The sequence below is a fragment of the Bombiscardovia coagulans genome, from assembly GCF_002259585.1.
In the GTDB taxonomy this organism is placed as follows: domain Bacteria; phylum Actinomycetota; class Actinomycetes; order Actinomycetales; family Bifidobacteriaceae; genus Bombiscardovia; species Bombiscardovia coagulans.
The window spans coordinates 78,856-105,375 of sequence record NZ_MWWS01000003.1 but is presented as its reverse complement, the minus strand read 5'-3'; the positions used below and the strand labels follow the sequence as shown (position 1 = coordinate 105,375).

General features: G+C 48.6%; 25 protein-coding genes and 2 tRNA genes. 19 read left to right on the top strand and 8 right to left on the bottom strand.

The window, feature by feature from the left end:
- Nucleotides 1-42: 42 nt before the first annotated feature.
- The 5 genes from rnc to coaD all read right to left on the bottom strand — a co-directional run bounded on the left by rnc (nucleotide 43) and on the right by coaD (nucleotide 3,303).
- Nucleotides 43-792 (bottom strand): ribonuclease III, encoded by a 750-nt coding sequence (gene rnc, locus BOCO_RS01350; protein ID WP_094722368.1) that lies wholly within the window; start codon nucleotides 790-792, stop codon nucleotides 43-45.
- Between the two features lie 174 nt (nucleotides 793-966).
- On the bottom strand, nucleotides 967-1,164 hold the full coding sequence (gene rpmF, locus BOCO_RS01345) for a 50S ribosomal protein L32 (protein WP_094722315.1): 198 nt from the start codon (nucleotides 1,162-1,164) through the stop codon (nucleotides 967-969).
- 108 nt (nucleotides 1,165-1,272) lie between these two features.
- Nucleotides 1,273-1,878 carry a YceD family protein gene (locus tag BOCO_RS01340; RefSeq protein ID WP_094722314.1) on the bottom strand — a complete coding sequence of 202 codons (606 nt, stop codon included), beginning with the start codon at nucleotides 1,876-1,878 and terminating at the stop codon, nucleotides 1,273-1,275.
- Nucleotides 1,878-2,810 carry a hypothetical protein gene (locus tag BOCO_RS01335; RefSeq protein WP_094722313.1) on the bottom strand — a complete coding sequence of 311 codons (933 nt, stop codon included), beginning with the start codon at nucleotides 2,808-2,810 and terminating at the stop codon, nucleotides 1,878-1,880. Before BOCO_RS01335 ends, BOCO_RS01340 begins: the two co-directional genes overlap by 1 nt.
- A gap of 1 nt (nucleotide 2,811) precedes the next feature.
- Complete coding sequence (coaD, locus tag BOCO_RS01330) at nucleotides 2,812-3,303, bottom strand: pantetheine-phosphate adenylyltransferase (protein WP_094722312.1); 492 nt, start codon at nucleotides 3,301-3,303, stop codon at nucleotides 2,812-2,814.
- A 484-nt stretch (nucleotides 3,304-3,787) separates the two neighbouring features.
- Between coaD and BOCO_RS01325 the strand changes: the two genes are divergently transcribed.
- Nucleotides 3,788-4,099 carry a DUF3039 domain-containing protein gene (locus BOCO_RS01325; RefSeq protein ID WP_094722311.1) on the top strand — a complete coding sequence of 104 codons (312 nt, stop codon included), beginning with the start codon at nucleotides 3,788-3,790 and terminating at the stop codon, nucleotides 4,097-4,099.
- Between the two features lie 8 nt (nucleotides 4,100-4,107).
- Here the strand turns inward: BOCO_RS01325 and BOCO_RS01320 are convergent, their stop codons facing one another.
- Complete coding sequence (locus BOCO_RS01320) at nucleotides 4,108-5,445, bottom strand: nicotinate phosphoribosyltransferase (RefSeq protein WP_094722310.1); 1,338 nt, start codon at nucleotides 5,443-5,445, stop codon at nucleotides 4,108-4,110.
- 136 nt (nucleotides 5,446-5,581) lie between these two features.
- On the opposite strand from BOCO_RS01320, the gene BOCO_RS01315 reads away from it, so the two are divergent.
- From BOCO_RS01315 to BOCO_RS01300, 4 genes are all read left to right on the top strand, one after another.
- On the top strand, nucleotides 5,582-6,241 hold the full coding sequence (locus BOCO_RS01315) for a hypothetical protein (RefSeq protein WP_094722309.1): 660 nt from the start codon (nucleotides 5,582-5,584) through the stop codon (nucleotides 6,239-6,241).
- A gap of 95 nt (nucleotides 6,242-6,336) precedes the next feature.
- Nucleotides 6,337-7,137, top strand: a complete 801-nt coding sequence (rph, locus tag BOCO_RS01310; RefSeq protein ID WP_094722308.1) for a ribonuclease PH — start codon at nucleotides 6,337-6,339, stop codon at nucleotides 7,135-7,137.
- 2 nt (nucleotides 7,138-7,139) lie between these two features.
- The gene (locus BOCO_RS01305; protein WP_094722307.1) at nucleotides 7,140-7,820 is read left to right on the top strand and encodes a non-canonical purine NTP pyrophosphatase; all 681 of its coding nucleotides are present in this window, start codon (nucleotides 7,140-7,142) and stop codon (nucleotides 7,818-7,820) included.
- 118 nt (nucleotides 7,821-7,938) lie between these two features.
- Nucleotides 7,939-8,020 (top strand) — tRNA-Leu (locus BOCO_RS01300).
- Nucleotides 8,021-8,154: 134 nt separating this feature from the next.
- Here BOCO_RS01300 and BOCO_RS01295 read toward each other — a convergent pair.
- Nucleotides 8,155-8,227 (bottom strand) — tRNA-Thr (locus BOCO_RS01295).
- A gap of 136 nt (nucleotides 8,228-8,363) precedes the next feature.
- Between BOCO_RS01295 and BOCO_RS01290 the strand changes: the two genes are divergently transcribed.
- The 12 genes from BOCO_RS01290 to BOCO_RS01235 all read left to right on the top strand — a co-directional run bounded on the left by BOCO_RS01290 (nucleotide 8,364) and on the right by BOCO_RS01235 (nucleotide 22,291).
- Complete coding sequence (locus BOCO_RS01290) at nucleotides 8,364-9,488, top strand: mannose-1-phosphate guanylyltransferase (protein ID WP_094722306.1); 1,125 nt, start codon at nucleotides 8,364-8,366, stop codon at nucleotides 9,486-9,488.
- Nucleotides 9,489-9,562: 74 nt separating this feature from the next.
- Entirely contained in the window at nucleotides 9,563-10,798 is a 1,236-nt protein-coding gene (locus BOCO_RS01285; RefSeq protein WP_094722305.1) for an acyltransferase family protein, read from the top strand.
- 138 nt (nucleotides 10,799-10,936) lie between these two features.
- Nucleotides 10,937-12,631 (top strand): glucose-6-phosphate isomerase, encoded by a 1,695-nt coding sequence (pgi, locus tag BOCO_RS01280; protein ID WP_094722304.1) that lies wholly within the window; start codon nucleotides 10,937-10,939, stop codon nucleotides 12,629-12,631.
- 229 nt (nucleotides 12,632-12,860) lie between these two features.
- Nucleotides 12,861-13,235, top strand: coding sequence for a 50S ribosomal protein L19 (gene rplS, locus BOCO_RS01275; protein WP_094722303.1), 375 nt, complete (start codon nucleotides 12,861-12,863; stop codon nucleotides 13,233-13,235).
- A gap of 175 nt (nucleotides 13,236-13,410) precedes the next feature.
- The gene (lepB, locus tag BOCO_RS01270; RefSeq protein ID WP_094722302.1) at nucleotides 13,411-14,208 is read left to right on the top strand and encodes a signal peptidase I; all 798 of its coding nucleotides are present in this window, start codon (nucleotides 13,411-13,413) and stop codon (nucleotides 14,206-14,208) included.
- Nucleotides 14,205-14,921 carry a ribonuclease HII gene (locus BOCO_RS01265; RefSeq protein WP_094722301.1) on the top strand — a complete coding sequence of 239 codons (717 nt, stop codon included), beginning with the start codon at nucleotides 14,205-14,207 and terminating at the stop codon, nucleotides 14,919-14,921. Before lepB ends, BOCO_RS01265 begins: the two co-directional genes overlap by 4 nt.
- 143 nt (nucleotides 14,922-15,064) lie before the next feature.
- Nucleotides 15,065-16,138: a LacI family DNA-binding transcriptional regulator gene (locus BOCO_RS01260; protein WP_094722367.1), complete on the top strand. Its 1,074-nt coding sequence runs from the start codon at nucleotides 15,065-15,067 to the stop codon at nucleotides 16,136-16,138.
- A 187-nt stretch (nucleotides 16,139-16,325) separates the two neighbouring features.
- A complete protein-coding gene (locus tag BOCO_RS01255; protein ID WP_094722300.1) occupies nucleotides 16,326-17,951 on the top strand; it encodes a xylulokinase in 1,626 nt (541 codons plus the stop codon).
- A 70-nt stretch (nucleotides 17,952-18,021) separates the two neighbouring features.
- On the top strand, nucleotides 18,022-18,714 hold the full coding sequence (locus BOCO_RS01250; protein ID WP_094722299.1) for an L-ribulose-5-phosphate 4-epimerase: 693 nt from the start codon (nucleotides 18,022-18,024) through the stop codon (nucleotides 18,712-18,714).
- An 87-nt stretch (nucleotides 18,715-18,801) separates the two neighbouring features.
- Nucleotides 18,802-20,313, top strand: a complete 1,512-nt coding sequence (gene araA, locus BOCO_RS01245) for an L-arabinose isomerase (RefSeq protein WP_094722298.1) — start codon at nucleotides 18,802-18,804, stop codon at nucleotides 20,311-20,313.
- A 187-nt stretch (nucleotides 20,314-20,500) separates the two neighbouring features.
- The gene (locus tag BOCO_RS01240) at nucleotides 20,501-21,349 is read left to right on the top strand and encodes an aldo/keto reductase (RefSeq protein WP_094722297.1); all 849 of its coding nucleotides are present in this window, start codon (nucleotides 20,501-20,503) and stop codon (nucleotides 21,347-21,349) included.
- A gap of 189 nt (nucleotides 21,350-21,538) precedes the next feature.
- Nucleotides 21,539-22,291 carry an HNH endonuclease family protein gene (locus tag BOCO_RS01235; protein ID WP_094722366.1) on the top strand — a complete coding sequence of 251 codons (753 nt, stop codon included), beginning with the start codon at nucleotides 21,539-21,541 and terminating at the stop codon, nucleotides 22,289-22,291.
- Nucleotides 22,292-22,423: 132 nt separating this feature from the next.
- On the opposite strand, the gene BOCO_RS01230 is transcribed toward BOCO_RS01235, so the two are convergent.
- Nucleotides 22,424-24,016, bottom strand: coding sequence for an MDR family MFS transporter (locus BOCO_RS01230; protein WP_094722296.1), 1,593 nt, complete (start codon nucleotides 24,014-24,016; stop codon nucleotides 22,424-22,426).
- A gap of 315 nt (nucleotides 24,017-24,331) precedes the next feature.
- Between BOCO_RS01230 and BOCO_RS01225 the strand changes: the two genes are divergently transcribed.
- The gene (locus tag BOCO_RS01225; RefSeq protein ID WP_094722295.1) at nucleotides 24,332-25,480 is read left to right on the top strand and encodes a phosphate ABC transporter substrate-binding protein PstS; all 1,149 of its coding nucleotides are present in this window, start codon (nucleotides 24,332-24,334) and stop codon (nucleotides 25,478-25,480) included.
- A gap of 5 nt (nucleotides 25,481-25,485) precedes the next feature.
- Complete coding sequence (gene pstC, locus BOCO_RS01220; RefSeq protein ID WP_420835384.1) at nucleotides 25,486-26,481, top strand: phosphate ABC transporter permease subunit PstC; 996 nt, start codon at nucleotides 25,486-25,488, stop codon at nucleotides 26,479-26,481.
- Nucleotides 26,482-26,520: the final 39 nt, after the last annotated feature.

Genomic DNA, 26,520 nt, shown 5'->3' with positions numbered 1-26,520 from the left:
CTTCCATACTATGCCAATATTTGACTGTACGTGTTCTACATTTCAAATAGTGGAAACTTCTCGCTTGAGTTGTTTCACTGTTTCGCTGTCGTCAAGAGCCTTCCACCCTGCTTCAGCAGCTACTAATTGAGCTTTTCTTTTACTTGATGCCTGGCCTTGCCCGATCACTGATTCGGTTCCTGTCAGAATGAGATCGGCAGTAAAGACCTGTGCATATTCGGGTCCACTCACTGACATGCGGTAGGTTGGGTCACCAAAACCAAGCTGATGGGCTTTAACTGTGACTGAGGTCTTCCAATCAAGTGCTGGTCCTTCTGTGGCTACTTCAGCTAGGGTGTCATCGATCAATTGGTGAACGGTTGCGCGAGCACCATCGATGCCGTGTTCCACAAAAACAGCACCAATTAAAGCTTCCACGGTATCGCAAAGAATAGAATCCTTGTCAGCTCCGCCACTTTCCTCCTCACCGTGTCCCAAGAGGATGTACTGGCCCAGGTGAAGCTTGGTTCGGGCAATAGCAGAGAGTGACTCTTCAGACACAGCCTTGGCTCGCATTTTAGCTAATTGTCCCTCGTTCATATCTGGATGAATTTTATAGAGTGTCTCTGTGGAAACCAATTCTAAAACGGCGTCACCTAAAAATTCCAACCGTTCATTAGTTGGTAGGCCTTCGTGTTCATGAGCAAAGGAACGGTGGGTAAGCGCATGAACGAGGAGATCTGGTTGAAGGCTTTGCCCGAGAGCAGAGAAAAGTTCTTGGGCAGGTAATTGTGATTGGATGTGATGCTGCATATCAGCATTTGGCGTCTTTGCATCTTCTTGCGGCATGTGCTCGGTCATAATGGTTCCTTCCTGAACCCATAGTAGGATCCCAATACTGTTTGAGTATAAAAGAACCCCGCCACCCGTCGATGGCAGGGCTCTTTTACCGGCAAGAGCGTGAGTGTACGCCCGTGCATCCATTTGTTACTTTACTGCGTACTTTGACTGAATCGCATCTCTGTAGACTCGACCGCGAAAACTTCCGCAAGTGGGGCAAGCCATGTGAGACAGGGTTGCAGCTCCACAGTTGGGGCATGTGACCGTGCTTGCGGCTTGAGTCTTCCAGTTGGCGCGACGAGAATGCGTATTTGCTCGCGAAGTCTTATACTTTGGCAGTGCCATATTATTCCTCTATTTCGATCGAAATCAGTTGAGCTTAAGCGTGAGCCAATCTTAGCGCAGACCCTAGTCAAATGATGGCTGCTTATTGGGGCTAGTTGATGAACTTGCCTACTTCGTAGTTTCTTCCTTGTGTTCCAACTGAGCCTTCAGGTCTTCCAAAATGGCCCAGCGGTCATCGCTAGTGTCGTGGTGGTGGTCTGGATTCTCATTGAGATTGACACCACACTGGGAGCATAGACCCTTGCAATCTGGTTTGCACAGTACTTTTAGTGGAATAGATTCGACCAAGTTGTCTCTGAGGAGAGTCTCAACATCTAAGACCGTGCCTCCAGCAGCTAGAGGATACGTATTGCCATCATCTGCCTCGTCTTCTCCGGCTACAATTTCTAGGTCGCCCTCACTCTCATCAATTTCTTTCATATCATAAGGATAAAAAGCAACTATATCGAGCTCTTTTGAGTTGGACAACGGCTTCAAACAACGGGTGCAAACTGCGTGCATGGGGGCGCTCACATGAGCGTTAAGGATTAGACCATCTACGATCGAATCAATATTGGCCTGCATGTGGATGAGGTCGCCCTCGCGAACTCCCACGATGTCGTCTCCGATGCCACTGGGTGCTGGGAAATCTATGTCTATAGCTTTAGATTGACCAGCATGCTGCGCCAGCTGGGCTACTGAGATAGCCCATGGTGAGCTTGTTGTTTTATCCATCAATGATCCTCCACATATGACTGCTCTAATTGAGAAGCTGCTTCGCGTTCACGTTCATGCAGTACCTGAATACCTGCTTGAACATCTTGCTGATAATGCTCTAATTGAGAACTTAGCGCTTCCATTACCTTGGCTGAATATTCGTTGGCACCGTGGACGAGCTTATCGCCCTGAGCTTGAGAACGTTCGATGATAGCTTGAGCTTTTTCCTGTGCAATAGCTACTACGTTTTCTTGACCGGCCAAAAACTCAGCCTGTTCACCCGCTGCTTTGACTAGGTCGGCAGCCTGGCTTTGTGCCTCAGAAGTGATCGCTTTAGCCTGGGTCTGTGCTCTTTCTAAACGGCGTTCAGACTCCCTCATAAGAGCAGAGGCGCGCTCCAATTGTACGGGGAGCATTTTTTTAAGATCGGCCAGGGCATCTATAAACTCTTCCCGGTTAATTTTAGCTATGCCAGGAGTAAAAACGGAAGTTTTAGCCTCGTCAAGGAGGTTTTCCAACTTATCGATGATGTCGTAGACGGTCGTGAATTCTGCTCGAGAAGCATTTGAGGAGCTTGAAGGTTTGGCATCTTCACGCAAATCTGGCATTTCAGGAAGTGTGCGAGAAGTCTCCTTGGCTGGCTCAGCAGTGGGCTTGTTCTCAACTGGAATTTTGTGATCTTCCGGTGTTTGGCCATGAGCAGCTTCCACTATCGATGAGCCTAGGGTTACAGCAGGCAGGGAGGTACCTGTTTTGGAACCGGCATTGGTGCGTTTAATAGCGTATGAAGAATTAGTCCGGTCATCCTCCACAACCACCGCAGGAGCTTGGGCTGGCAAGTCTGTTACGGATGCTGGTGGTTTAAAGCGATCATTGGGATCGCTATGACTCTGGTTGTATTGGTTGCCAGACATCTCTGCGCTCTGCTTCTCACCTCTTGCTTGCACCATGCTAGTTCTTTCCTTTGTTCATTGCTGTCTTGAGTCTACCTACTACTGTGTCTGGCACCATACCTTGTATGCTGCCACCGTGTCGAGCCACGTCCTTCACAATTGAGCTGGATATATGCTCACGCACTGGATCAGCTGGTAGAAAAAGCGTTTCTACGTCAGCTAATTTTCGGTTGACGAGGGCCATTCCCAACTCGGCTTCATAGTCGCCGTTTTGCCGTAAACCTTTGACGATGACGCACGGACCTACTTGCTTGCAGTAATCAGTAATCAGTCCATCAGTTGACGTGACAGTGATGTGCGGGTAGCCGTCTGCTTCCAAGGCTTCACGAATCATAGATACGCGATCTGCGGCAGAGAAGAGTGGTTGCTTGGCCATGTTGACGGCGACCACCACATGAACTTCTTTGAAAAAAGAAGCGCATCTTTCGATCACATCTAAGTGTCCTGAGGTCACTGGATCGAAGGACCCTGGGCATACAGCTATAGTCATACAAGTAGCCTACCGCGCAGGCTGGAAACTCAACACTACAGAGTTTGTTGCCTTGAGCTTTTGTATATACCGCGTTAGCGTGTGACTCCTGTCACGGTGTTCTTGTACAAGTAGTCAGTTCTGTAGTAAACGATACCGATGATTGCGGCTGAACCCGGTAACGCAGACTGGTGAAATTCGTTTACCAAGCAGACAGTTTGAACCTGTCCGGCTCTCAGGTTTCCCTGCTCAAGCACTATTGATTCGAGGTCAACAGCACTATTTTGGCCAGGCGATAGTGATTTTTATGACACCATAGGGTGTCTTCAGGAGGGTGTGCGCCTGTTTTACAGCTTAGAAAATGAGTAGTCCATATGGTGCTTGTTGACTGCCAGATGGGCCTCGACGCTTACATGTCAACAGTTCGTGAGTTACCGTTCAGAGCTGTACTTAATTATGACCACGGAAATTATGACCACAGAAGCAGAATGGGTATGATGGCAGCATGAGTAAGATTGTGGATATTTGGACTGACGATGAGAGCACTTCTCCGTTTTCTAGCCCCGATGAGGGTGGGAATACCGCTGTTTTAGAGCGGCCTGAAACTAAGGAAGAAGCCCAGCAGAGCGATAATGGTGATGCTGATCGGTATTCTCACTATGTTTCTAAAGAGAAAATCGCTGAATCAAAACTGACTGGACGGCCTGTAGTAGCTCTGTGCGGCAAGGTATGGGTACCCCGGCACGACCCATCTCAATATCCTGTCTGTCCCGACTGCAAGCGTATTTACGAAGAAATGAAAAATGCCGGGTTTTAGGGCACAACTTACAGTATGTGCTCTAGGGTAGGAATAGTGGGATCACCGTTCATAAGACTCATGGCGCTGAGAGGCAGCTCGGATAAGGATTGTGCACGGTGCTCGCGAGCCGCTAGCATCGCTTCTTTGCCGGTCCATGCATTGGTGGCTTCGCCATTGAGCATGTAAGTCACTAGCAAGTCACGCCAGTTATCTGGAACTTGGAAGGATGCCAGTGCGCCAGGGCTACCTGAGAGCACGTGCTCAGCTGTAGCTAATTTGTATTCATATGAGCGGAAAGCTATCTTTCGGCCTGGTACGGTTGCCTTATTCTGAGATCGCTTGGCTACGGGAATCATGTTGCCGTCAGATCCTTCGCGCTCTACCAATTTGTATACCATAGAACAAGTGGGCGCCCCTGAGCCAGTTACTAGTTGGGTTCCTACCCCATAAGAGTCTACCGGTGCATTTTGTAAAGCAGCGATGGCAAACTCATCTAAATCATTTGTTACTGTAATCTTCGCTTCACTAGCGCCTAATGCATCTAATTGATTACGAACTTGCTGGGCCAGTGCGGCTAAATCACCTGAATCAATACGGACTCCACCCAGATGGGGTCCGGCAACTTCCACGGCTGTTGCAACTGCTTCTTCAATTGAGTAGGTATCAGTTAGCAGTGTTGTATTGCTGCCAAGTGCCTGAATTTGTGAAACAAAAGCGTCGCGCTCGCTATCGTGCAAGAGTGTAAAACAGTGAGCTGCTGTACCGATAGCGGGGATACCGTACATCTTTGCTGCCTGCAAATTTGATGTGCCGCTGAAGCCTCCAATGATTGCAGACCGGGCTGCTGAAACTGCCGCCCATTCATTGGTTCGGCGGGCACCCATATCCATGCAAGGTCGCCCATTGGCTGCTGAAACCATTCGAGAGGCGGCGGATGCTACAGCTGAATCATAGTTAAGAATTGAGAGAATCAAGGTTTCCAAAAGAGTGCACTCAGCAAAGGTACCTTCTACTTGCAAGACGGGGGAGTTGGGGAAAAATATTTCACCTTCGCGGTAACCGCGGATGGTACCAGAAAAGTGGTAGTTTTCGAGCCATGCAATACTGGCAGTGCTCACGATGTTTCGGTCGGCCAAAAAGGCTATATCATCTTGAGACGGTTGGAAATTTTGAATAGCTTCTATGAGTCTACCGGTTCCTGCTACGACACCGTATCGCCGGCCTTGAGGTAGGCGGCGAGTATAGACTTCAAAAACGCACCGGCGGTTGGCAGTGCCGTCCTGCAAAGCAGCATCAAGCATCGTATATTCATACATGTCTGTCAGTAAGGCAGTGGACATGCTGTTAGTAGGGTTAGTGCTCATTGAGACTCCCAATCGTTCTTATGCCGGTCTGGCTACTGGTTCTATAGCTTAGCTGGCGAGGGCGATAGGGCAATAATGGTCTTCCTTTGGATAGCTCTTACTGTGCTTGCCAAGGCTTGGGAATAAGCTACAAGGTATGAGATATTTGGTAGCACTCTACCGTTGTATTGTGGTGGCCCTAGCGCTGGCTTGTACCTATAGTGGTTGGTTGAACGGTCTCGGTCGTGCCTGGATTCCCCTGGAGACTCAGGCAGCCTTTGCTATGGCAGTGGTTATGCTTTGGGCTGCTGCTGCTGCCCTGTTGAAAGGGATTGAACCGCCAGCTTGGCTTAAAGGTTTTGTGACACTTTACGTGCTGATAGGGGCTCTCGCCGTATGGTTTTTTTATGGTTCCGCGGGCATGATGGACGGTTTACGGGTGTGGTATATACCTTTGGGTCTGATAACGCGAATTCTTCTGCCTGGTATGGCTTTTCTTGATTTCTTCTTTTTTGACCCTCACCGACGCTTTGCTTGGCACTTTACACTCTCGTGGATGGCTTACCTACCAATTTACCTAACGTTTGTACTGGTCAGGGCGGCAGTGTGGCCGACTTCCGGGTCGGGAATAGCTGCAGGTTCTGGTCCGGGTAGTTCGGGTAGTCCTTTTCCTTATGCAGGCATTGATATTAAGGCTTTAGGTTGGGAACGGCTGACAGTCAATGCTGCAGAATACCTGGTAGTTTGTTTTGCTCTAGGGTTAGCGCTGTTCCTCATCGACCGTATTTTGCCAAAGCGAACAGCATTGAGTGTGTGAATCGTATTCGTACAGCGACAAACGTATAAACGTATATATAAGCGTATACCGGCTAAGCATGTGTCGGTTACAAGGAATGCGGGAAGGCCAAGGTTATGGTTGCAATTGCAAATTTGCTTTCTGATGAAACAGTTGTACGCCCTGATGGGCGTGCGGCAGATGAGATACGACCTGTTCGGATCACGCGAGGATGGACAAATGCCCCTGAGGGCTCTGTTCTTATTGAATGTGGTGATACTCGAGTCCTATGCACTGCAAGTTTCTCACCTACGCTGCCGCGCTGGCGTAAGGAATCAGGTTTGGGCTGGGTTACGGCTGAATATGCTATGTTGCCGCGGGCTACTTCTGAACGTACTGCTCGTGAGTCTGTCCGAGGTAAAGTAGGCGGTCGAACTCAAGAAATCTCTAGATTGATTGGTCGGTGTTTACGAGGCATAGTCGATATGAAAGCCTTAGGAGAAAACCAAATACAGATTGACTGTGACGTTCTTCAGGCTGACGGTGGCACCCGAACAGCTTCAGTAACAGGTGCATATATTGCTTTAGCAGATGCACTTTCTTGGGCTGAAAGTAAAGGCCATATCAAAAGTGCTGAGAAAGTGCTGGGCTCACAGGTTTCAGCAGTGTCTGTAGGAGTTATAGATGGTAAACCGATGTTGGACCTTCCTTATGTAGAGGACAGCCGAGCCATGACAGACATGAATGTGGCTATGACTGGTTCAGGAGAGTTCATTGAAATTCAAGGAACTGCTGAACATCGCCCGTTTGACCGTGAAGAGCTTGGGGTTTTGCTTGACCTGGCAACCAAAGGTAACAAGGAGCTGCAAACGCTTCAAAGGAAGGCATTGAGGGCTGAATTAGGGCAAGTGGTGACGTCACAACAGGCAAAGGAGTAACGATGGTCCAGGAAGGCAGAAGAGTTGTTGTTGCCACCCATAATGAGGGCAAGCTGGTGGAGATGCAGGCTATCTTGCAAAAATGCCTAGCGGTGTTGACTGAAGAACAGCACCGAAAAGTGGGTGAGTTGCAGCTTATGTCTGCCGGTCAATTGGGTTTGCCTGATCCGGTTGAAAATGGAGTGACGTTCGAAGAAAACGCCCTCATTAAAGCACGAGATGTGGCTCATCGCACGGGATTGCCAGCCCTTGCAGATGATTCGGGTCTGGTGGTAGATGTGATGGGTGCAGCTCCGGGGATTTTTTCTGCTCGGTGGGCAGGAAAGCATGGTGATGACGGTGCAAATATCCGCTTGCTTTCAGCTCAATTGAAGGACTTGCCTGAAGATCAGCTGGGTGCTCGATTTGTGACAGCTGCGGCTTTGGTGTTGCCTGCTAGTAACGGGGATCTGGAGTTTGTTCGTCCAGGGACTATGACTGGTCACCTCATCCATGAGGCCCGGGGTCGGAACGGATTTGGGTATGATCCGATTTTCGTTCCCGACGAGCAACCAGACCGGGCTGTGCGCAATGGGCTGCCGATAACTTCTGCTGAAATGACTGCTGAGGAGAAGAATGCAATCTCCCATCGTGGGAAGGCATTGCGTGCCATTATGCCTGTTCTTGTGGAAAACCTTTTATAAGCTGGTGGTACAGGGTTGAACGTGCTAGGTATTCGTGAACTTCAACCCGCCCAATGTCGGGAGACCTGTTCCATTAGGATGAGGTCCTGCTATATTAGTTAGGCGAGCTCATTGCTCTGCGCATGTGGCGGAATTGGTAGACGCGCAAGATTTAGGTTCTTGTGACTGCGGTCGTGGGGGTTCAAGTCCCCCCATGCGCACAGGGTTTAGGGCGTTTTCATTGTTGATGTTTCTTTTTATAACTGCCCAAGTGGTATCTATACACAATCTGTTGTTCTAAGAATGATGCAGGTGTTTGACGTAGGTAACGTGAATTCAGTAAAAGTCAGATTCGAGCCACTTGACAGAATCGAACTGTCGACCTTCTCATTACGAGTGAGACGCTCTGCCAACTGAGCTAAAGTGGCCTGTCAGATGACAGCAGGCGTTGCATACGCAGCGTCCGGCCATGTAGACAACTCTACATTTTAGCCTGAGGGTTCGATTTGTCTACATGGGCGGGTTGAGATGAGCATGTACCGGCACCTTGCGAGAATGGAGAATATGAGTTTCGACAATTTTTATGCCATTATTCCAGCTGGAGGAGTGGGTACTCGTCTATGGCCTTTAAGCCGCAAAGATCACCCTAAGTTTCTCTTCGATTTGCTGGGTCAAGGCCAGAGTATGATCCAGGGCACTTTTCGTCGGCTAGCTGCCATTTGCGGCTCTGACCATATCGTGGTGTCTACTGGTGCTCCTCATGTCGAGGCTGTTCGTGAGCAGTTACCGGAATTGGCATCCGATGCGGTATTTGCAGAACCTTTACCGCGCGATTCTACCGCTGCTATTGCTTTGGCTACGGCAGTTTTGGCCCGCAGACACGGGGACCATATTGTGGTCGGATCGTTTGCTGCTGATCATGTCATTCGTGACGAAGATGCTTTTACTACGTCAGTGCGTCAAGCGGTTGCTGCTGCGGAGGCTGGATATGTGACTACAATTGGAATCGCTGCCTCGCGTCCCTCAACTGCATTTGGGTATATTCATCAGGGGCGTTCCCTGGCTTCAGAGATTACAGGCGCTCCTGATGCGCGTTTGGTAACCGAGTTCGTGGAAAAACCAGACGCCGTTACGGCTCAAGCGTACTTGGCTACTGGTGAATACCGCTGGAATGCTGGTATGTTTGTGATGCGCGCAGATACCCTACTAGGCTGTCTGAAGAGCTACAAGCCTGACCTCTACTCGGCGATAATGGATATTGCTCAGGCCTGGGATACTAATCCGGAGTCAAGGCAGGCGGCTTTGAATGAGTACTGGGCAGGAATCGAAAAAATCGCTTTTGACTATGCGGTTGCCGAGCCTCTTGCTGCGGCTGGTGGTGTGGCGGTTGTCCCAGGTGGTTTTGGATGGGATGACATTGGTGACTTCAACTCTATCGCAGCTTTGTTGCCTTCATCTAACCGTCAAAATATTAAGATTCTCGGTGAAGCAGACTTGGTGAGCTACATCGATAGTGCTGGTGATGTGGTCGTTCCAGCTGCAGGGCGGACAATAGCCCTATTAGGGGTAGATGATCTTGTAGTGGTTGATACGCCGGACGCCTTGCTTATTGCCCCGAGAGCCCGTAGTCAAGACGTGAAGACCATGGTTTCCAAGCTCTCAGGAGATGGGCAGGACGATATTCTCTAACGAGACGAGTGGCTCGTATGCTCGAATGATACTGCACATTCTATAGGGATGCTGAAAGAGGAGTTATAAAAAGGATGAGCCAGGCAACCACACAGGCAGAACAACAGCAACAAGCATCCATACCCAGACATAGGAATATTCGTGTGGAAGCCTTACGGCTGACAGCGATTGCTGGTATCTCTATCTTTCATGTTTTTACCCCGTGGTTCTGGGGTATGACGCATATGGGAGTCACACCTGGTCCTGAACATGTAGTGGTATCGTCGGCTCTTGCAAATAGTTCGCTGCCTATACCTTGGTTGCTGTTATGGGGTATGGGTGTGATCGCACTGTTAGGTTCTTGGGGCAATCATGTTTTTTATATGATCTCAGGTTTTTATATGCTGCCAAATATGGTCAGGCAAGTAGGCTCACGGGGTTACTGGTTGGATCAGTTCAAGGCTGGTCTACGCCGCTGCTTATTGGTGGTATCCACAGTTGCTGTATACGCAATACTGATGTTGCTGGTGGATCATTTTGTGCTACGGATACCAGCTGCGGGAACTATTTTCTGGATAGGACCTGGCTTGGAGTTCGTCTGGCTTTACCTTATTTTTGTGATCTTGGCACCTATCTGGGCAGTAGCTGTACGCCATTTTGGAGATAATAAGTGGGCGCAGGTACTCTTCCTGCTGCTCGTGTTGGGTATATATATTGTTAACGTTTACATTGCATTTATGGAACAGGGTGATCCTGTTCAACGTGGTCTGTTCAACTGGCGAAAGCAGATGAGTGCTGTAACGTATATGGTTTCATATGCTGTAGCTGGTGTTCTCGGTGTCTATGTACACAAGAAGCACTCGACGGTTCAATCTAGTAAGTGGGTCACCAGCGGTTTCTGGCGGAATATACTGTTCTGTCTAATGGTAGTAGTTATTGGTATTACTGGTGTTTGGGCTGGTTTAGGGCGTACAGACCTGCTGTACAGTCTTTCTTTCAAGTCAACTTCAATTTTAGCTTTTCTTTTGGCTTTGGCAGCCCTACTGACCTGTGCCCTGAAGCAAAATCTGGGATTTGCTCATCTGAAACTGAGCAAGGTTATTCAATCACTGGCTTCAGGGATTCTAGGGTTTTACATTGTCCAGTCTCTGTCTAACAGCTTGTGGGATCCGTATTGTGCTCGCATATTGGGAGGTATGGTACAACAGGGCTTGTATGGCAGATTCCTTTTGGTAGGTATAGTATTTGCCTTATTCTTTGCCTTGCTCGTATCTCTTATTGATAGGTTGGTTCGTCAACCGCTGTTTAGGTCAATCGGTCTTAGTAAATAGCAAGTATGCGCATTGGGTAGGCGCTTGCTTCGAGCGTGTTGTGTCCTCTTTTGTGAGTACCTTGAAAATATAGAAAACAGCCGTTCTCAGATGCCTTGTCTGAGTGGTTGACGATTTTCGCTGATGAAAGGACCATACATGGCCATCAATCCTCCTGTCGATGCAACTAAAACTCCTGCTTGGGCTCAGTTGGAGCAGCATTTTAAGGACTTACAAAGTGAGGGTATCAATCTACGCCGATGGTTCGATGCTGACCCGGAGCGCACAGCCAAGCTGAGCTTTGAAGCTGGAGATCTCCATTTTGACCTGTCGAAAAACTTGATTAAACCAGAAACCTTAGAACTGTTCGCTCAATTAGCCAAAGAAGTTAAGCTCGATGAGCGCATAGAGCAGATGTTCACTGGTGTGCATATTAACAATACGGAAGATAGGGCAGTTCTCCATACAGCGCTACGTCGGCCTGCGGAGGATCAAGGCAAACTAATCGTAGATGGGCAGGATGTTGTAAAAGACGTTCGGGATACCCTTGAACGGGTATACGCCTTTGCTAGGCAGGTTCGCTCAGGCCAGTGGACGGGCGTGAGCGGCAAGAAAATTGAAACTATAGTCAACATTGGTATTGGTGGCTCAGACTTGGGACCCGTTATGGTATACGAAGCCTTGAAGCCGTATGCGAACGCAGGTATTTCGGCTCGATACGTCTCCAATATCGATCCCAATGATCTTGCGGAGAAGACCCGAGATTTGGACCCGGAGACTACGTTGTTCATCGTCGTTTCTAAGACGTTCACCACATTGGAAACGCTCACTAACGCTCGTGAAGCCCGCACCTGGCTGCTTAATAAGCTCCAGGATCAGGGAGCTATCGATAGTTCTGAGAGTTCACGATCTGAAGCCGTAAAACGTCACTTTGTGGCTGTTTCTACAGCCCTGGATAAGGTTGAGGCTTTTGGGATTGACCCTCACAACGCTTTCGGCTTCTGGAACTGGGTAGGTGGGCGATACTCGGTAGACTCCGCTGTTGGAGCCTCTCTGGCTGTGGTCTTTGGTCCAGAACATTTTGAGGAGTTCCTGAAGGGCTTCCATGATATTGATACCTACTATCGAACCACGCCCTTTGAGCGTAATGTCGTGGCCATTCTCGGTTTGATGAATGTGTGGTATGTCAATTTCTTCGGTGCTCACTCTCATGCCGTTCTACCTTATAATCAGTACCTCCATCGCTTCCCCGCCTACCTGCAACAGCTGACGATGGAATCTAATGGCAAGTCAGTACGGTGGGATGGTACGCCAGTAACTAGCCAGACAGGCGAAATCTTCTGGGGTGAGCCTGGCACTAACGGTCAGCACGCCTTCTACCAACTCATCCATCAAGGAACTCGTTTAATTCCTGCTGATTTTATCGCTTTCGCTAATACTGCTAATCCAACTCAGGACGCAGATCAAGACGTTCATGAGCTCTTCTTAGCTAACTTCTTTGCTCAGACGAAAGCTTTGGCTTTTGGAAAGACAGCTGAGGAGGTTCGAGCAGAGGGTACACCCGAGACCATTGTGCCTGCTCGTGTCTTTACTGGAAACCGACCCACAACATCCATCTTTGGTCAGGCACTTACTCCTTATGCCGTGGGTGAGCTAATTGCTCTCTATGAGCACATTGTCCTTACTGAAGGCACAGTTTGGGGCATTGACTCCTTTGACCAATGGGGTGTTGAGCTAGGTAAAAAGTTGGCTCAAGAGATCACTCCTGCTATTTCGCAAGACGATGCAGCTCTAGCCCAGCAAGATCAGTCAACTCAGGCTTTGATTGCTTTCTATAGGGCACATCGCCGGTAGACACAGTCCTATCGCGAGTCTCGAACTAAGAGTAGAATAGCATGTACATTGTGTCGGGATGCTGACTGCCGCATAGGTCAGCTCCCTTGAGGTCCAGCCAGTGAAACTGGCGGACTGGCATTCCTTATGGGGTAACCCGTGGGGTAGAGATGCGGACTGGGGTACTAGTGGTGTGTAATCCTCATTCCTCAACAAAAAGTTGCGCTGATATGCGGCGGCGACGGAGGTTATTATGAATGCCATTGAGCAATTTGACGCCAAGCACATGAAGGATGCTGAAGCAATTCCAGCTTTTCGTGCAGGTGACACAATCGAAGTCAACGTTAACATCCGAGAAGGTGATCACACCCGTATTCAGACTTTTACTGGTGTTGTCATTGCCATTTCAGGTAAGGGCGTGCGTGAAACTGTCTTAGTGCGTAAGATCAGCTTTGGTGTTGGTGTTGAGCGTCGTTTCCCTCTGCATTCTCCACAGATTGAGTCCATCAAGGTTACTCGCCGTGGTCGTGTGCGTAGGGCCAAGCTCTACTACTTGCGTAACCTGCGGGGTAAGGCTGCTCGTATTCCTGAGCGTCGTGATGCCAAGGCAAATCAGGCTAAGTGAGTTTGTAAGGCTAGTAACCTTCGCTGAGGTAACTAGTTTCATTCAATAGAGCTGCGCCGAGAGGGCCCGAAAGTCATGAGACTTCCGGCCCTCTTTTTGTTCAATTGCAACTAAAGTATCTATTGCAAATAGCTTATCTGCAAACATGATAGTGGTGGTGTGGAATGGAGTCTGCATGGTGAATAACAATGATGCGGCAAGACCCCGTGCAGGTTCTACAGTTGCATACAATTCTGCGCCTAATTCTGACGAAGAGATGGGCAGAGCCTTTGCTGTTCATCCCCGCCATGCTTCACGAGTGGTGTTGCCTATTAACGCCCGTCGTGGAGTCTGGGAGAGTATCTGCAAACTCCTTACCGTCTGTATGCTTCCTGTTTTGCTGGTGTTATCAATTCGTATTTTCCTGCTCGGGCAGTACATCATCCCTTCAGGTTCAATGGAAGATACACTCTTAGTCAACGATCGTGTATTGACTACGCATGGTCTCACCTTAAATGTGGGACACTTGCAGCGAGGTGACATTGTCGTGTTCCATGATCCCGCTGGTTGGCTTGGAGCTTCAGGAGATGGCAGATTTGATAAAGATGATTTTCTTATCAAACGTCTTATCGGTATGCCAGGCGACAGGGTTCAATGTAAAGGTGCAGGCAGCCCCATCAAGATTAATGGACAAACTATAGATGAAACAGCGTATATAAAGCCAGGTGTTCAACCCAGTTCTCTCCGTTTTGATGTGTTGGTACCCGCAGGTCACATTTTCGTGTTGGGTGATAATCGTGATAATTCTGCCGATTCTCGCTACCATAGCAGTGATGGTGATGGAGGTATGGTTCCTATCGATAATGTTGTTGGCGTGGCTTTTATGATCTGCTGGCCTTTGAAGCACTGGAAACGTATTGATACCCATCGTGATGTCTTTGCGAATGTTCCTAATAGCAATGCCGATAATTGGAAGCAGGAGACAGCTCAATGAGTGTAGCTCGAATTGTTCCCACACTTGATGTAGAACAGCAACTGATAGCTGAGGGTGCACACTATGTTATTGGTTTGGATGAAGTAGGCCGTGGTTCTCTTGCAGGACCTGTCATGGTTGGAGCTGCGGTAGTGGATGCCGCGAGTTCTTCTAGACTGAGCGTGCCGTATGGCTTAGCCGATTCCAAAATGCTCACTCCTGCTGCTCGCGAAGGCATGGTAGAGAGTTTGAAAGCATGGTCTTGTGTTTGGGCAACAGGGGTGGCTAGTAATCAAGAGATTGATCAGTGGGGAATCATGTATGCTCTCGGGCTGGCTGGATTACGTGCATTGGAAGCTGTAGAACAGAGCCTCCAATTACGAGCAAATTCGCTTTCTGAAGGTGGGCAGCCTATACAGATTTCAGCTATTTTAGACGGGTCCTATGATTATATTACTCCGGCTAGTTGCATGGTAGAAGCGCCCAATTTGCCATTGATGCCAAGGGTGATGACACACGTTAAAGCTGATGCGACCTGTGCTAGTGTTTCTTGTGCTTCGGTCATAGCTAAAGTAGCTAGGGACAGTCTCATGGTGGAATTATCTCAGAAGAATCCTCAATATGCTCCCTATGATTGGGAACATAATAAGGGGTATGGTTCTGCTAAGCATCGACAAGCCATTGCTGAGCTGGGGGTGACACCCTACCATCGGAAGAGTTGGCACTTGAGCTAGAGATCATCGTACAGGTGTTTCGAAAGCTGGTAAGCAGCACTATGGACTAAGAGAGTGTAAGCTAAATCCTGGTAATCGGTGGAAAGATGAGGCGGCAGATGTCAGTGACCCGAGGAAGGTCTAAGGACCCTAATCGCCCTTCTATGTTCGAAGTTGCTCAGCTTGCAGGAGTTTCGCATCAGACTGTTTCCCGTGTCATCAATCATTCTCCTGACGTATCTGAAGCTACCCGAAGTAAGGTGCAGGAGGCAATTGAGAGCCTAGACTACAGACCAAGTAACTCGGCCAGGGCTCTGGCTTCCCATCGCTCGCGCACTATTGGCCTGGTTGCGGGTGGGGTCAACTACTTTGGTCCCGTTTCTTCGATTACTTCCATTGAGTCCATTGCTCGTGAGCATGGACTGTTTATGTCTGTGATGATGGTGAATGAGACGCACTGCACTCAGAATGACTTTGAGTCATTATGTGAAAATTTTTTGCAGCAGAACGTGGATGCTTTCATTTTTCTTACTCCTACTGATGCTATGTTCGAGGCAGCCTGTAAAGCTCAGGTGAGCCAGCCTCGTGTGATTGTGACTTCGACCCATGGGGCCATCAAAGCAGATGAGGTGGTGGAAGCTAAGACTGATGATTCTCAGATTGCCTTTACTGGTATTGATCAGTGGGGAGCAGTTCATGAAGTGGCGCGTTTGCTTGCAGTTAGAGGTCATAGAACTGCCTTATATGTGGCTGGTCCAAGCCAGTGGAGAGATGCTACCACTCGGTTAGACTCTTGGCAGATGGCAGCTAAACGTTATCGAATTCGAACGGCTGTTGTACGATCTTCTACGTGGCAGGCACGTGAGTCATACGGGCTTATGAATCATCTCATAGATGAACGAGGAATGAGTGGTCATGCTCTTCCTTCTGTAGTAGTGACAGCCAATGATAATCAAGCTGTAGGTGTAGCGCGTGCCCTGCATGAGCACGGTCTGCGAATTCCTCAAGATATTAGTTTGGTCGGTTTTGATGACATTCCTACGGTTGACAATATGTTTCCGCCGCTGACAACGGTTCGCCCACGTTTTGCTGACCTAGGTGTTGCAACAATGAGGCAGGTGCTGGCACTGATGAAGCAGGGAGAACCAGCACAGTTTTCATCTACCCAGCACGGTGTTGGTCTTATTGGGGCAGATGTTATCGTGCGCTCTTCCTTAGGGCATGCAGTACGAAGGTAGAGTTGTTTTTGTGACACGAGGTTAGTGGTACTCTTCGCCTACTTGCTTCTTTTGATGCTAAAAGCTACAATGCTATATAGGAGTGTGAGCGCTAACATTGTAGTTTTCAGATGGACCGTTGAAGACCTTATCTGAAAGTTGGCGTCTCACAGCGGAGACTATGCGTCGGTTACAAAGGAGTCGAGCTATGGAGAATGTAGTGGATATTCATGGGGACAAGGAGGCGGCAGAGGCAATCAAAGCAGGTAAGACCAGTTTAGGCATCGAATTAGGGTCTACCCGCATTAAAGCTGTTCTCATCGACGAGGGATATCGCACCATAGCTTCTGGTGATTTTGCTTGGGAAAATCATTTGGTAGATGGTCTGTGGACATACTCTCTTGATGAAGTTTGGCTGGGATTGCAGGCAGCTTATGCTGCTCTCGTTCAAGATGTTCAAGGACGTTACGGTCTTCAGTTGACCTGTGTTGGAACAATGGGCTTTTCTGCTATGATGCACGGCTATTTGGCATTTGATAATGCCGGTGAATTGTTGGTTCCCTTCCGAACCTGGCGTAACTCCAATACTCACCAGGCCCACCTTGCCCTCTCTAACTGTTTCCAATACAATATCCCAGAACGTTGGTCTATTGCACACTTGTACCAAGCTATATTGAATAACGAAGAGCATGTACCTCATGTAGCTTTCCTGACAACCTTATCTGGTTATGTACACTGGAAGCTGAGTGGTCGCAAGGTACTGGGGATTGGCGATGCTTCTGGTATGTTTCCCATAGATGCTGACCTCCACGAGTTCGATAGGGGTATGCTTCAGCAATTCCGTGAGTTGCCGGAAGTGAAGGGGCAACCTTGGGATATAGCCGAACTTCTTCCTGAACCACTGTTGGCAGGGGCTGATGCTGGAGTTTTGACACAAGAAGGTGCCAAACTGTTGGATCCTACAGGTACCCTTCAGGCCGGCATACCACTGGCTCCACCAGAAGGTGACGCAGGTACTGGAATGGTAGCAACAAATGCTGTCCGTCCGCGTACAGGCAATGTATCTGCGGGAACATCAATTTTCTCTATGGTGGTTCTTGAACACCGTATGGATGCATTGCATCCCGAAGTCGATCCTGTGAATACACCTGCGGGAGATCCAGCAGGTATGAGTCATGCCAACAACTTCACCTCGGACTTGAACGCTTGGGTCAAGGTTTTTGCAGACTTCGCTCAGATAACTGGTGCCACGCTGTCAACCGATGAACTATATGCTCACCTCTTCCGGGCAGCTTTGGAAGGTGATCCCGATGCTGGCGGTTTGGTGAATTATTGCTTCTATTCTGGGGAATTCCTTGCTGGTTTAGACGAAGGTCGTCCAGTTTTTGCTCGGGGGCCAGAAAGCAAGATGAGTTTGGCTAACTTTATGCGGGCTCAGCTATTCTCTGCCTTTTCTCCGGTCAAAATTGGCATGGATGTTATGACGAAGCAGGAGGGTGTTCAAGTTGATTCGCTGGTAGGGCATGGTGGTATTTTTGCAACCCCACAAGTGGCGCAAAAGATACTAGCAGCCGCTTTCAATGCTCCAATCAAGGTCATGGCAACAGCCGCAGAAGGCGGTGCTTGGGGCATGGCTGTCTTAGCTGATTACTTACATCACACTGACAGTGATCTGGCAGATTATTTGGATTCCAGGGTCTTTGCAGATGTGCAGTCTACCACCGAGCAGGCAGATCCTAGCGATGTAAAAGGCTTTGAGAAGTTCTTTGCTCGATTCGAACAGGGACTTCCTATTGAAAAAGCTGCGATAAAGAGCATTCCTCTAGAGTCATAACCGCGTCGGCTTCCCTGAGGTGTGTACCACAGAGTATCAGCAACAACATACAGACAGAATAGGAGATGTAATGGTCACTTTACAAGATTATCCAGCACAGGTACGTGCTGAGGTCCAACAGGTACGTGAGCAGGTAGCTACCCTCCACCAGCAGTTGATCACATGGAATTTGGTAGTATGGACCGCAGGCAATGTCTCTCAGCGCTTGCGAACTGCTGATTTGATGGTGATTAAACCTTCTGGTGTTCGTTACGAATTTTTGACACCGCAGTCCATGGTGGTTACTGATTTAGAAGGTAATGTCATAGATGGTGCTGAATCTCCGAGTTCGGATACAGCTTCTCACGCATACATTTATCGACACATGCCCGAAGTCTATGGGGTGGTTCACACGCACTCTACTTACGCGACAGCTTGGGCTGCTACAGGTAAGAATATTCCCTGTGGTTTGACTATGATGGGTGATGAATTTGGTGGGCCTGTGCCTGTCGGACCTTTCCGTCTTATCGGTTCTGAAGAGATTGGTAAGGGAGTAGTTGAGACATTAGAACAGTATCCCCACTCTCCGGCTGTACTCATGCAAAATCATGGCCCCTTCACCATTGGCAAGGATGCTGAAAGTGCAGTGAAAGCTGCAGCTATGACTGAAGAAGTCGCACATACTATGTGGGTTGCGGCTCAACTTGGGGACATCATTGAGATTGACCCTGCGGATATCGCCAAACTGAATGAGCGCTATCAGAACGTCTATGGGCAGCACTGATTGCTAATGCATCTTTAGGAAATAAGTAAAGTCTGGTAATTTGCTTCTCGATCACGAGTTCAAGAGGCATGATGAGAAAGTAGAACGATGGAAAATCCATTTGAAGGTAAGGAAATATGGTTCGGTGTGGGTTCGCAGGACCTTTATGGTGAGGATACCCTTCGCCAGGTGGCAGTGCAGTCTACAGAAATTGTGGATGAACTCAACAAAACAGGTAAAATCCCTGTGAAGCTTATTCTCAAACCAACCTTAAAATCTTCTGACGCTATCAAGCAGTTTATGACTAAGGCTTCCTCGAATCCAGCATGTATCGGCGTTGTGGCATGGATGCACACTTTTTCGCCAGCAAAAATGTGGATTCGTGGACTTGAAGTATTGACTAAGCCCCTGCTCCAGCTGAATACTCAGCATCACTTTGAGATTCCATGGGACACGATTGACATGGACTTTATGAACCTCAACCAGGCTGCTCATGGTGATCGTGAATTTGGATATATTCTGAGCCGCTTGGGCATTGCCCGTAAAATCGTCGTCGGTCACTATACAGATCCACAAGTGGCTGAGCAAATTGGCATTTGGGCTAGGGCTTGTGTTGGTTGGGATGCTGCTCAGAACATGCGGGTCATGCGCTGGGGTGACAACATGCGTAATGTTGCTGTTACTGAGGGTGACAAGACCGAAGCTGAGCGAGTTTTCGGGACCCAAGTTAACACATGGTCTGTTAATGAACTAGTTTCCTATGTCGATAAAGTCAAAGATGATCAGGTTAAGATGCTCATTGAAGACTACAAGTCTCAATACGACCTGGCACCTGAGCTGCTAGATGCTCGTTATGATTCGCTGTATACCGCCGCCAAGGAAGAAGCTGGCCTGGTGAACATGATGAATGACTATGGAGCAACGGCTGCAGTTGATAATTTCGAAGACCTGGGATCCTTAAGTCAGCTGCCTGGGGTAGGAGCGCAGCGCTTGCCTTCCGAGCATGGTTTCGGATTCTCAGCCGAAGGAGACTGGAAGACCTCCATGCTGGTGCGTATCGGTGCGGTCATGGGCGCTGGTCTTGAGGGTGGCGCTTCCCTGATGGAAGACTACTCTTACAACTTCGTGCCGGGGCATGAGGCAATACTTGGTTCTCATATGCTTGAAGTTTCCCCGTCTGTAGGATCGATCAATAAGCCTAGATTGGAAATTCATCCTCTAGGTATTGGTAACAAAGCAGACCCCGTGCGTCTTGTTTTCACCGTTGCGCCTCACAAGGATGCGGTGGTGATATCTATGGCAGATATGCGTGAGCGTTTCCGTTTAGTCATGAATGTGGCTGATGTGGTGCCTCCGGATGGCTCGCTCAGGGTACTTCCTACCGCACGCGCACTGTGGAAACCACAGCCAAGTCTCAAGGTGTCGGCCGAGTGCTGGCTGCGCTCAGGGGCTGCCCACCATACTTGCATGACTACATCCGTCGGTCGTGAAGCTTGGGAAGATTTCGCAAGGATCGCAGGAGTTGAATTGGCTACTATTGATGAGCATACAACTCCAGAACGTTTTGAGAAAGATTTGATGATGGAAGAAATCTACCATCGATTGGAAAATCAGCACTGATAGGGTAGTTTTCCTAACGTTCGGGTCAGCAGTTGCTTACTGTAGCTGCTGACCTTTTACTGTCTTTACTGGTCGTGAACAGTTGACCACAATGAGGAGGAGAGTGGCCCTGTCGTTGTATTCTGCGACTACAGTGGTTCATACTGCAAAAAGTATGCAAATCTGAAGGACAGGAGCTGGCAGTCAAATGGAAGTGATACCGACAGTTACATTGGGCGATGGTTCTCAGATTCCCCAAGTAGGTATTGGCGTTTTGAGAGTACCGGACAGTCAAACATCATCGGTAGTTCAGTCTGCTCTGGATGTGGGGTATAGGCATATCGATACTGCTGCTGGGTATGATAATGAAGCAGGTGTAGGGCAAGGGTTGATGGCAGCTGGTTACGCTGACGGAAAGCAGCGGCAACAGCTATGGTTGACAACTAAACTTAAGGATTCTGAACAAGGGTATGATCCAACTTTGCGTGCCTTCGACCGTCAGATCGCCCTTTTACGAACAGACTACATAGATATGTATATGATTCACTGGCCTACACCCTTTGACTGGCGCAGTGATCAAACTTGGAAAGCTTTTCAACGCCTGCGTGCCGAAGGCAGGGTTCGTTGCCTAGGTGTGTGTAATTTTTTGCCTGAGCACATGGAGCGTTTGTGCCAGCAAACTGGTGAGTACCCGTTGGTCAATCAGATAGAACTGCACCCTAGCTGGCAGCAGCGAGAGACAGTCGCGTTTTGTAGACAGCATGGGATTGCCATTGAATCATATTCTCCACTTGCCAGAGGAGCTGACTTGCAAGCTGGAAATGGTCTCATTGAGCGAATCGCTCAAACGCATGCTGTAACTCCAGCACAAGTGATTTTGCGCTGGCATATTCAGCATGGAATGATCGTCATTCCTAAGTCAGTGCACCGCTTCAGGCAAAAGGAGAATATAGATGTCTTTTCGTTCAGTCTTTCAGACAACGAGATGGCTCAGGTTGATGCTTTAGACAGCCCAAATCGTGCCGGTCACGATCCACTGACGTTCACCTATGCCTGATACTGAGTAATTTGCAAAAGGAGGATTGTTAGATGATGTCTATTCCATTCAGTTCTGGACCACTAGAGTTCGATGAAGAGTAGTGACCCAGTGAGCGATCCAAAGCAAACCGGAGTGAATGGACGCGTTCATTCTTCTGATGGAACATCTTCCAGCGGCCGTCAACTTCACAGTGATCCTAAGCCCATGATGAACGCAAACCAACGGGTGCAGCCGGTACCGTCAGCCCATTTTAGGTCATCCAGTTTGACTGAGCGCCTACTTATCCTGTTAGTCATTGCTGTAGTAGTAGGGATCACTATCGGTATTATTCTGCCAAGGGTAAATCCTAGAATTTCGCGGATGACTGGTATGAGAACAGCGTCTGGTGACGCAGCCCGAACTCTGAATCAGTTGAGCGTCGTAGATCATTCCAAACCTAAACAGCGCTACCAGCGGGACTCGTTCGGGTTTAAAGAGACTGATGATGATGGAAATGGTTGTAATGTCCGAGAAGATGTTCTTACCCGAGACCTGCAAGACGTCAGATATACCAAATCTGGTGGGTGCAAGGTTCAAAGTGGAGTTCTTCATGACCCTTATACTGGTAAAACTATCAGATTCCAAAGAGGGGCAAATACGAGTTCCTTAGTGCAAATTGATCATGTAGTTGCCCTAGAGAATGCATGGAATTCTGGAGCTAGTCAGTGGAATCAGTCCAAGCGGTATCAATTAGGGAATGATCCCTATAATTTGTTGGCAGTCGATGGGCAGACTAATCAGGATAAGGGGGCAGCTTCGGCAGCATATTGGCTACCGCCCAAAACTGATTACCGATGTGACTATGTCTCGCGGCAGATAGGTGTTAAAGCCAAATATGGGTTGACGGTAACCAGCCAAGAGAAGGATGCCATGCTTGGTGTACTCCACAGTTGTCCCAACCAAGCTTTGCCACAGAAATGATCACCGAATGTAAGTAGTGAGTTGCTGGATAAACGGGAAACTTGGTCCAGCGGTAGCATACGTATATATGTAGTACCTACCGCTGTTCAGCAATCAGCAAAGATACGTATGCCAACAGTTGAAATCTGTTAACTATTGTAATTTTTCTTTCACCGTGGCTTCGTGAGTGGAGTCTGAAGATTGCCAACCACTTGCCGTTGCGGGCACATGAACTAGGTGCATACGGCGCAAAACCATGCGAGACATAGCACGGCCAGAACCTGCATCCTCTCCTCGTACTCCGAAGTAAACCAAGGTGAGCATAGCAAAGCAGATAATAGCTGAAATTCGCAATGCCCACTGCACGCCGAAAATATTAGAAGCTGCTGCTGTAGCGGCACCGCCTCCAACTGACTGATGGTGCATTTCAGTAATGGTTTCCATCGCAATCACCAAAATAGGAGCACCTATTGCGCCAGCGATCTGTCTGGCCGTGTTAGTTACTGCTGAGCCTGCTGACAAATCCTTAGAAGGGAGGTTGTTAAGGGACCATGTAGTGAGAGGCATAAGAGTGAATCCCATGCCAATCTGACGCACGAATTGGAGGAGAGAAACCATGCCAATCCATGTTGTTGCACCGATCATACTCATTCCAAGAGTGCCGATGAAGAGGATAGTGCAGCCGGTGAGTGCGACCGGACGAGCTCCCATACGGTCAAGCAGACGTCCACCGAAGAATTGGGCTATAGCAGTCCCTATAGCTCCAGGCAGCATAACGAGACCGGACATAGTAGCTGAAAAACCACGATCAGTCTGGATATATAGTGGCAAAATCACAGTAACAGAGCTAAAAGCAAAGAAGGATAGAGAAGCAATGACTGTGCCAACAGTAAAATTCTTAACCTTAAGGACTCGCAGATTGAGTAGGGGATTGGTCCTATGAAGTTGACGGAGCACAAACCAGACAATGCCAACTAGGCCGATAATCATGGGAAGCCAGACCATAGGGCTAGTGACAGGTACGTTTTCAATATTGGTAAAACCAAACATAAGCCCGCCAAAGCCAAAAATTGAGAGAGCGACAGAGAAGAAGTCTGTCTTTATGGTTTTGTTGATTTCACCGAAGTTGCGTAAAAGTACGGTGGCTGCGATTAGACCGAAGGCACCGAGAATAGCTAAGGAGAGGAAGATGGACCTCCAGCCATGTGAATCAGTTTGCCAGCCTCCGAAGGTGGGACCGATAGCTGGAGCTACACTCATGGCTACACCTACAGTTCCCATAGCCATACCGCGTTTAGCTAGAGGATAAATAGAGAAAACAGTGATTTGTAGAACTGGCCACATGGCACCGGTGCCAATCGCTTCCAACATACGCCCCAGCAAAACCAGAGAGAACGAGGAAGACTGCCAGCTGAGTACAGAGCCGATCGTAAAAATTGTCATCGAAGTGATGACTATTTCTCTGGTGGAGAAGCGCTTAGTGAGGAAGCCGGTAAGTGGAACCATAACTCCCATGACGAGTTGGAAGATGGAAGTGAGCCATTGTCCGGTTGTTAGGGAAATGTGGAATTCTGAAACGATAGTAGGTAAAGCACTCGCTAGTTGTAACTGAGTGAAATTACCTAGGAAGGTAATCGCAGTGAGTACAGAGAGGGAGATTAGTGCGGGTCGTGTCAACTTCCCATTCTGAAACGATGCCTCTCTACTGAGCGTCTGCTTGCTTGCAGTAAGCTCTGGTTTCCGCATTCACAACCACTTCCTCTTTCTGTATAAGTTCACAAGCATCGGAGAGGGTGTATGGGCTTACAAATAGCCAATTCCTTGTCTGCACAATGCGTGATTGTCTGGTAATCGTGGTGGCGGGGCAATCAATAACATTCTGTTGTCTTAGAAATAAAGAGAATGTAACTGTATTTCTATCCCTTTATGACAACATGAAAGATATGTCCAACTCCTTATTTCAGTATAGTACGCCAGCCATACGAAGTCTTCTGGCGATTCATCGGTGGATACGATTAAGCTAGTATGTAGCTGGTTGGAATGACGAGTTGAGGAAGTGGCATGCATAAAAACGCCTTTGCCCGAGGGGCTGCCTTTGTACTAGCTCTTACTATTTCTGTCGGTCTGGCAGCTTGTGGTGATAACCAGCCAGTACCGCAGCATAACTCGCAAGGTCAAGTAGAGACTGAATCTGGTCACATAGTTGGTGAGTTTGCAGGCTCTGGGGCTTCTTCTCAGCAATCTGCTAATGAGGCGTGGATCGCTGGCTTTCAATACCGCCATACGGGGGCTCGCATTTCGTATGATCCTGCTGGTTCAGGCGCCGGAGTTACGGCATTTTTGAACGGTTCCGTTATTTGGGCGGGAACTGATGAACCATTGAGCGACGATCAGGTTGAACAGTCGAAATCGGTGTGTGCTGGAAGCAGTGCTTTTGAGCTACCGGTTTATGTAACACCAATCGCTTTAGCTTACAATCTGCCCCAGGCGGGATTGAATAAACCTAACCGGCACCTGAACATGGACCCAGTCACCATAGCTCAAATATTCCAAGGCCAGATTACTCGGTGGAATGACAGGCGATTGGCAGAGCTTAATCCAGATGTGGAACTGCCCGATTTAGCTATCACTGTCATTCATCGTTCGGATAAGTCTGGTACAACCAAGAGTTTACTGAAGTACATGGAAGCCTCAGCTGGTCCTGCATGGCCTTATCAGCCGGGTCAAAACTGGCCTAATGATATTGGTCAGGGTGCCAAGGGAACCGCAGGATTGGTCATGACTCTCACACAAGCAGAGGGCACTTTTGGGTATGCTGACGTGGCTCAGACAAACGGATTAGGTACAGTGGCAGTTCGAGTAGGCAGTTCATATGTACCGGCTACTGAACAAACTGCAGCCGCTATGTTGGAACACAAGGTGACGTTTAAGCCACAAGGCGCGAATTCATTGCGTAAGGTGCTGGACGTGGATTATGCCACAAACAAGGCAGGCACGTATCCAATTCTTTTGATCTCATACGATGTCGTTTGCAAAGCCTATCGCAATGATGCTAACGGTAAAAAAGCTGACTTTGCCAAGTCTTGGTTGACGTATCTGGAAAGCGACTCTGGACAACAACAGTCGGCAAGCAATGCAGGATCTGTGCCCTTAAGCAGCAATATTCGTCAGGGGTTTGCGCACTCAGTTCGAGAAATTGGGGTAGCATGAAAAATATGGCGAGCTCTCAACCTGTCAACAACTGTAAGAGCAATCAGGTATCTTCCTTCACTGAAGCCGATGCAACACAGTCAGGGCACTTAGCAGATCGGATTTTTAAAATCCTGGCTTGGACTGCTGGTATCGTTATTTTTGTAGCGCTTGCTGCCGTGACTCTTTTTCTGATCCTGCGTGCATTGCCTGCATTTACGGGCTCTCCAGCTGATCGTGCCAGTGCTCTCGATGCGCTGAGTGGTGGTCGTGTGACGAGCTTTTTGGCGTACGTAGGACCATTACTGTTTGGTACAGTCATTATCGCTGGTCTCTCTCTGCTGGTAGCCTTCCCAATTTCGGTAGGTATCGCGCTCTTTATCACTCATTATGCGCCACGTAAACTTTCTACATTACTCAGCTCTGTGATTGATTTGTTGGCAGCAATTCCCTCTGTCGTATACGGATTGTGGGGAGCCCTCATAGTAGTGCCAGCTATCACTGGTTTTTGGGCTTGGGTTGCGCACTATCTAGGATGGATTCCTCTCTTTTCAGGACCCGTGGCAGCACCTGCACGCTCTGTGGCTACTGTAGCTTTGGTGTTAGCGGTTATGATTGTGCCGATAATCACCTCAGTTGCTCGCGATATATGTGCACAAGCACCGCGATTGCAGCAAGAAGCAGCTCTTGCCTTGGGTGCCACTAAGTGGGAGACTATCCGACTAGCGGTGCTTCCTTTTGCTAAGTCCGGCCTTATTTCTGCGTCTATGTTGGGTTTGGGGCGTGCTTTAGGTGAAACCATGGCTGTTCTGATGATTTTGTCTCCTGGTTTCTCATACTCCTTACACCTTTTACGGGCTTCTACCAGTCAGACCATAGCGGCAAACATTGCGTCACAGTTCCCAGAGGCAAATGCTATGGGAGTTGCAAGCCTTATTGCAACAGGTCTAGTGCTCTTCCTGATCACATTTCTCGTCAACTTCATTGCGCGGCGTATTACCGGTAAAGGGAGCAGCAAGTGAGTCAGCAAACGTCTTCCCCAGTACAAGCGGTCGAGCAGA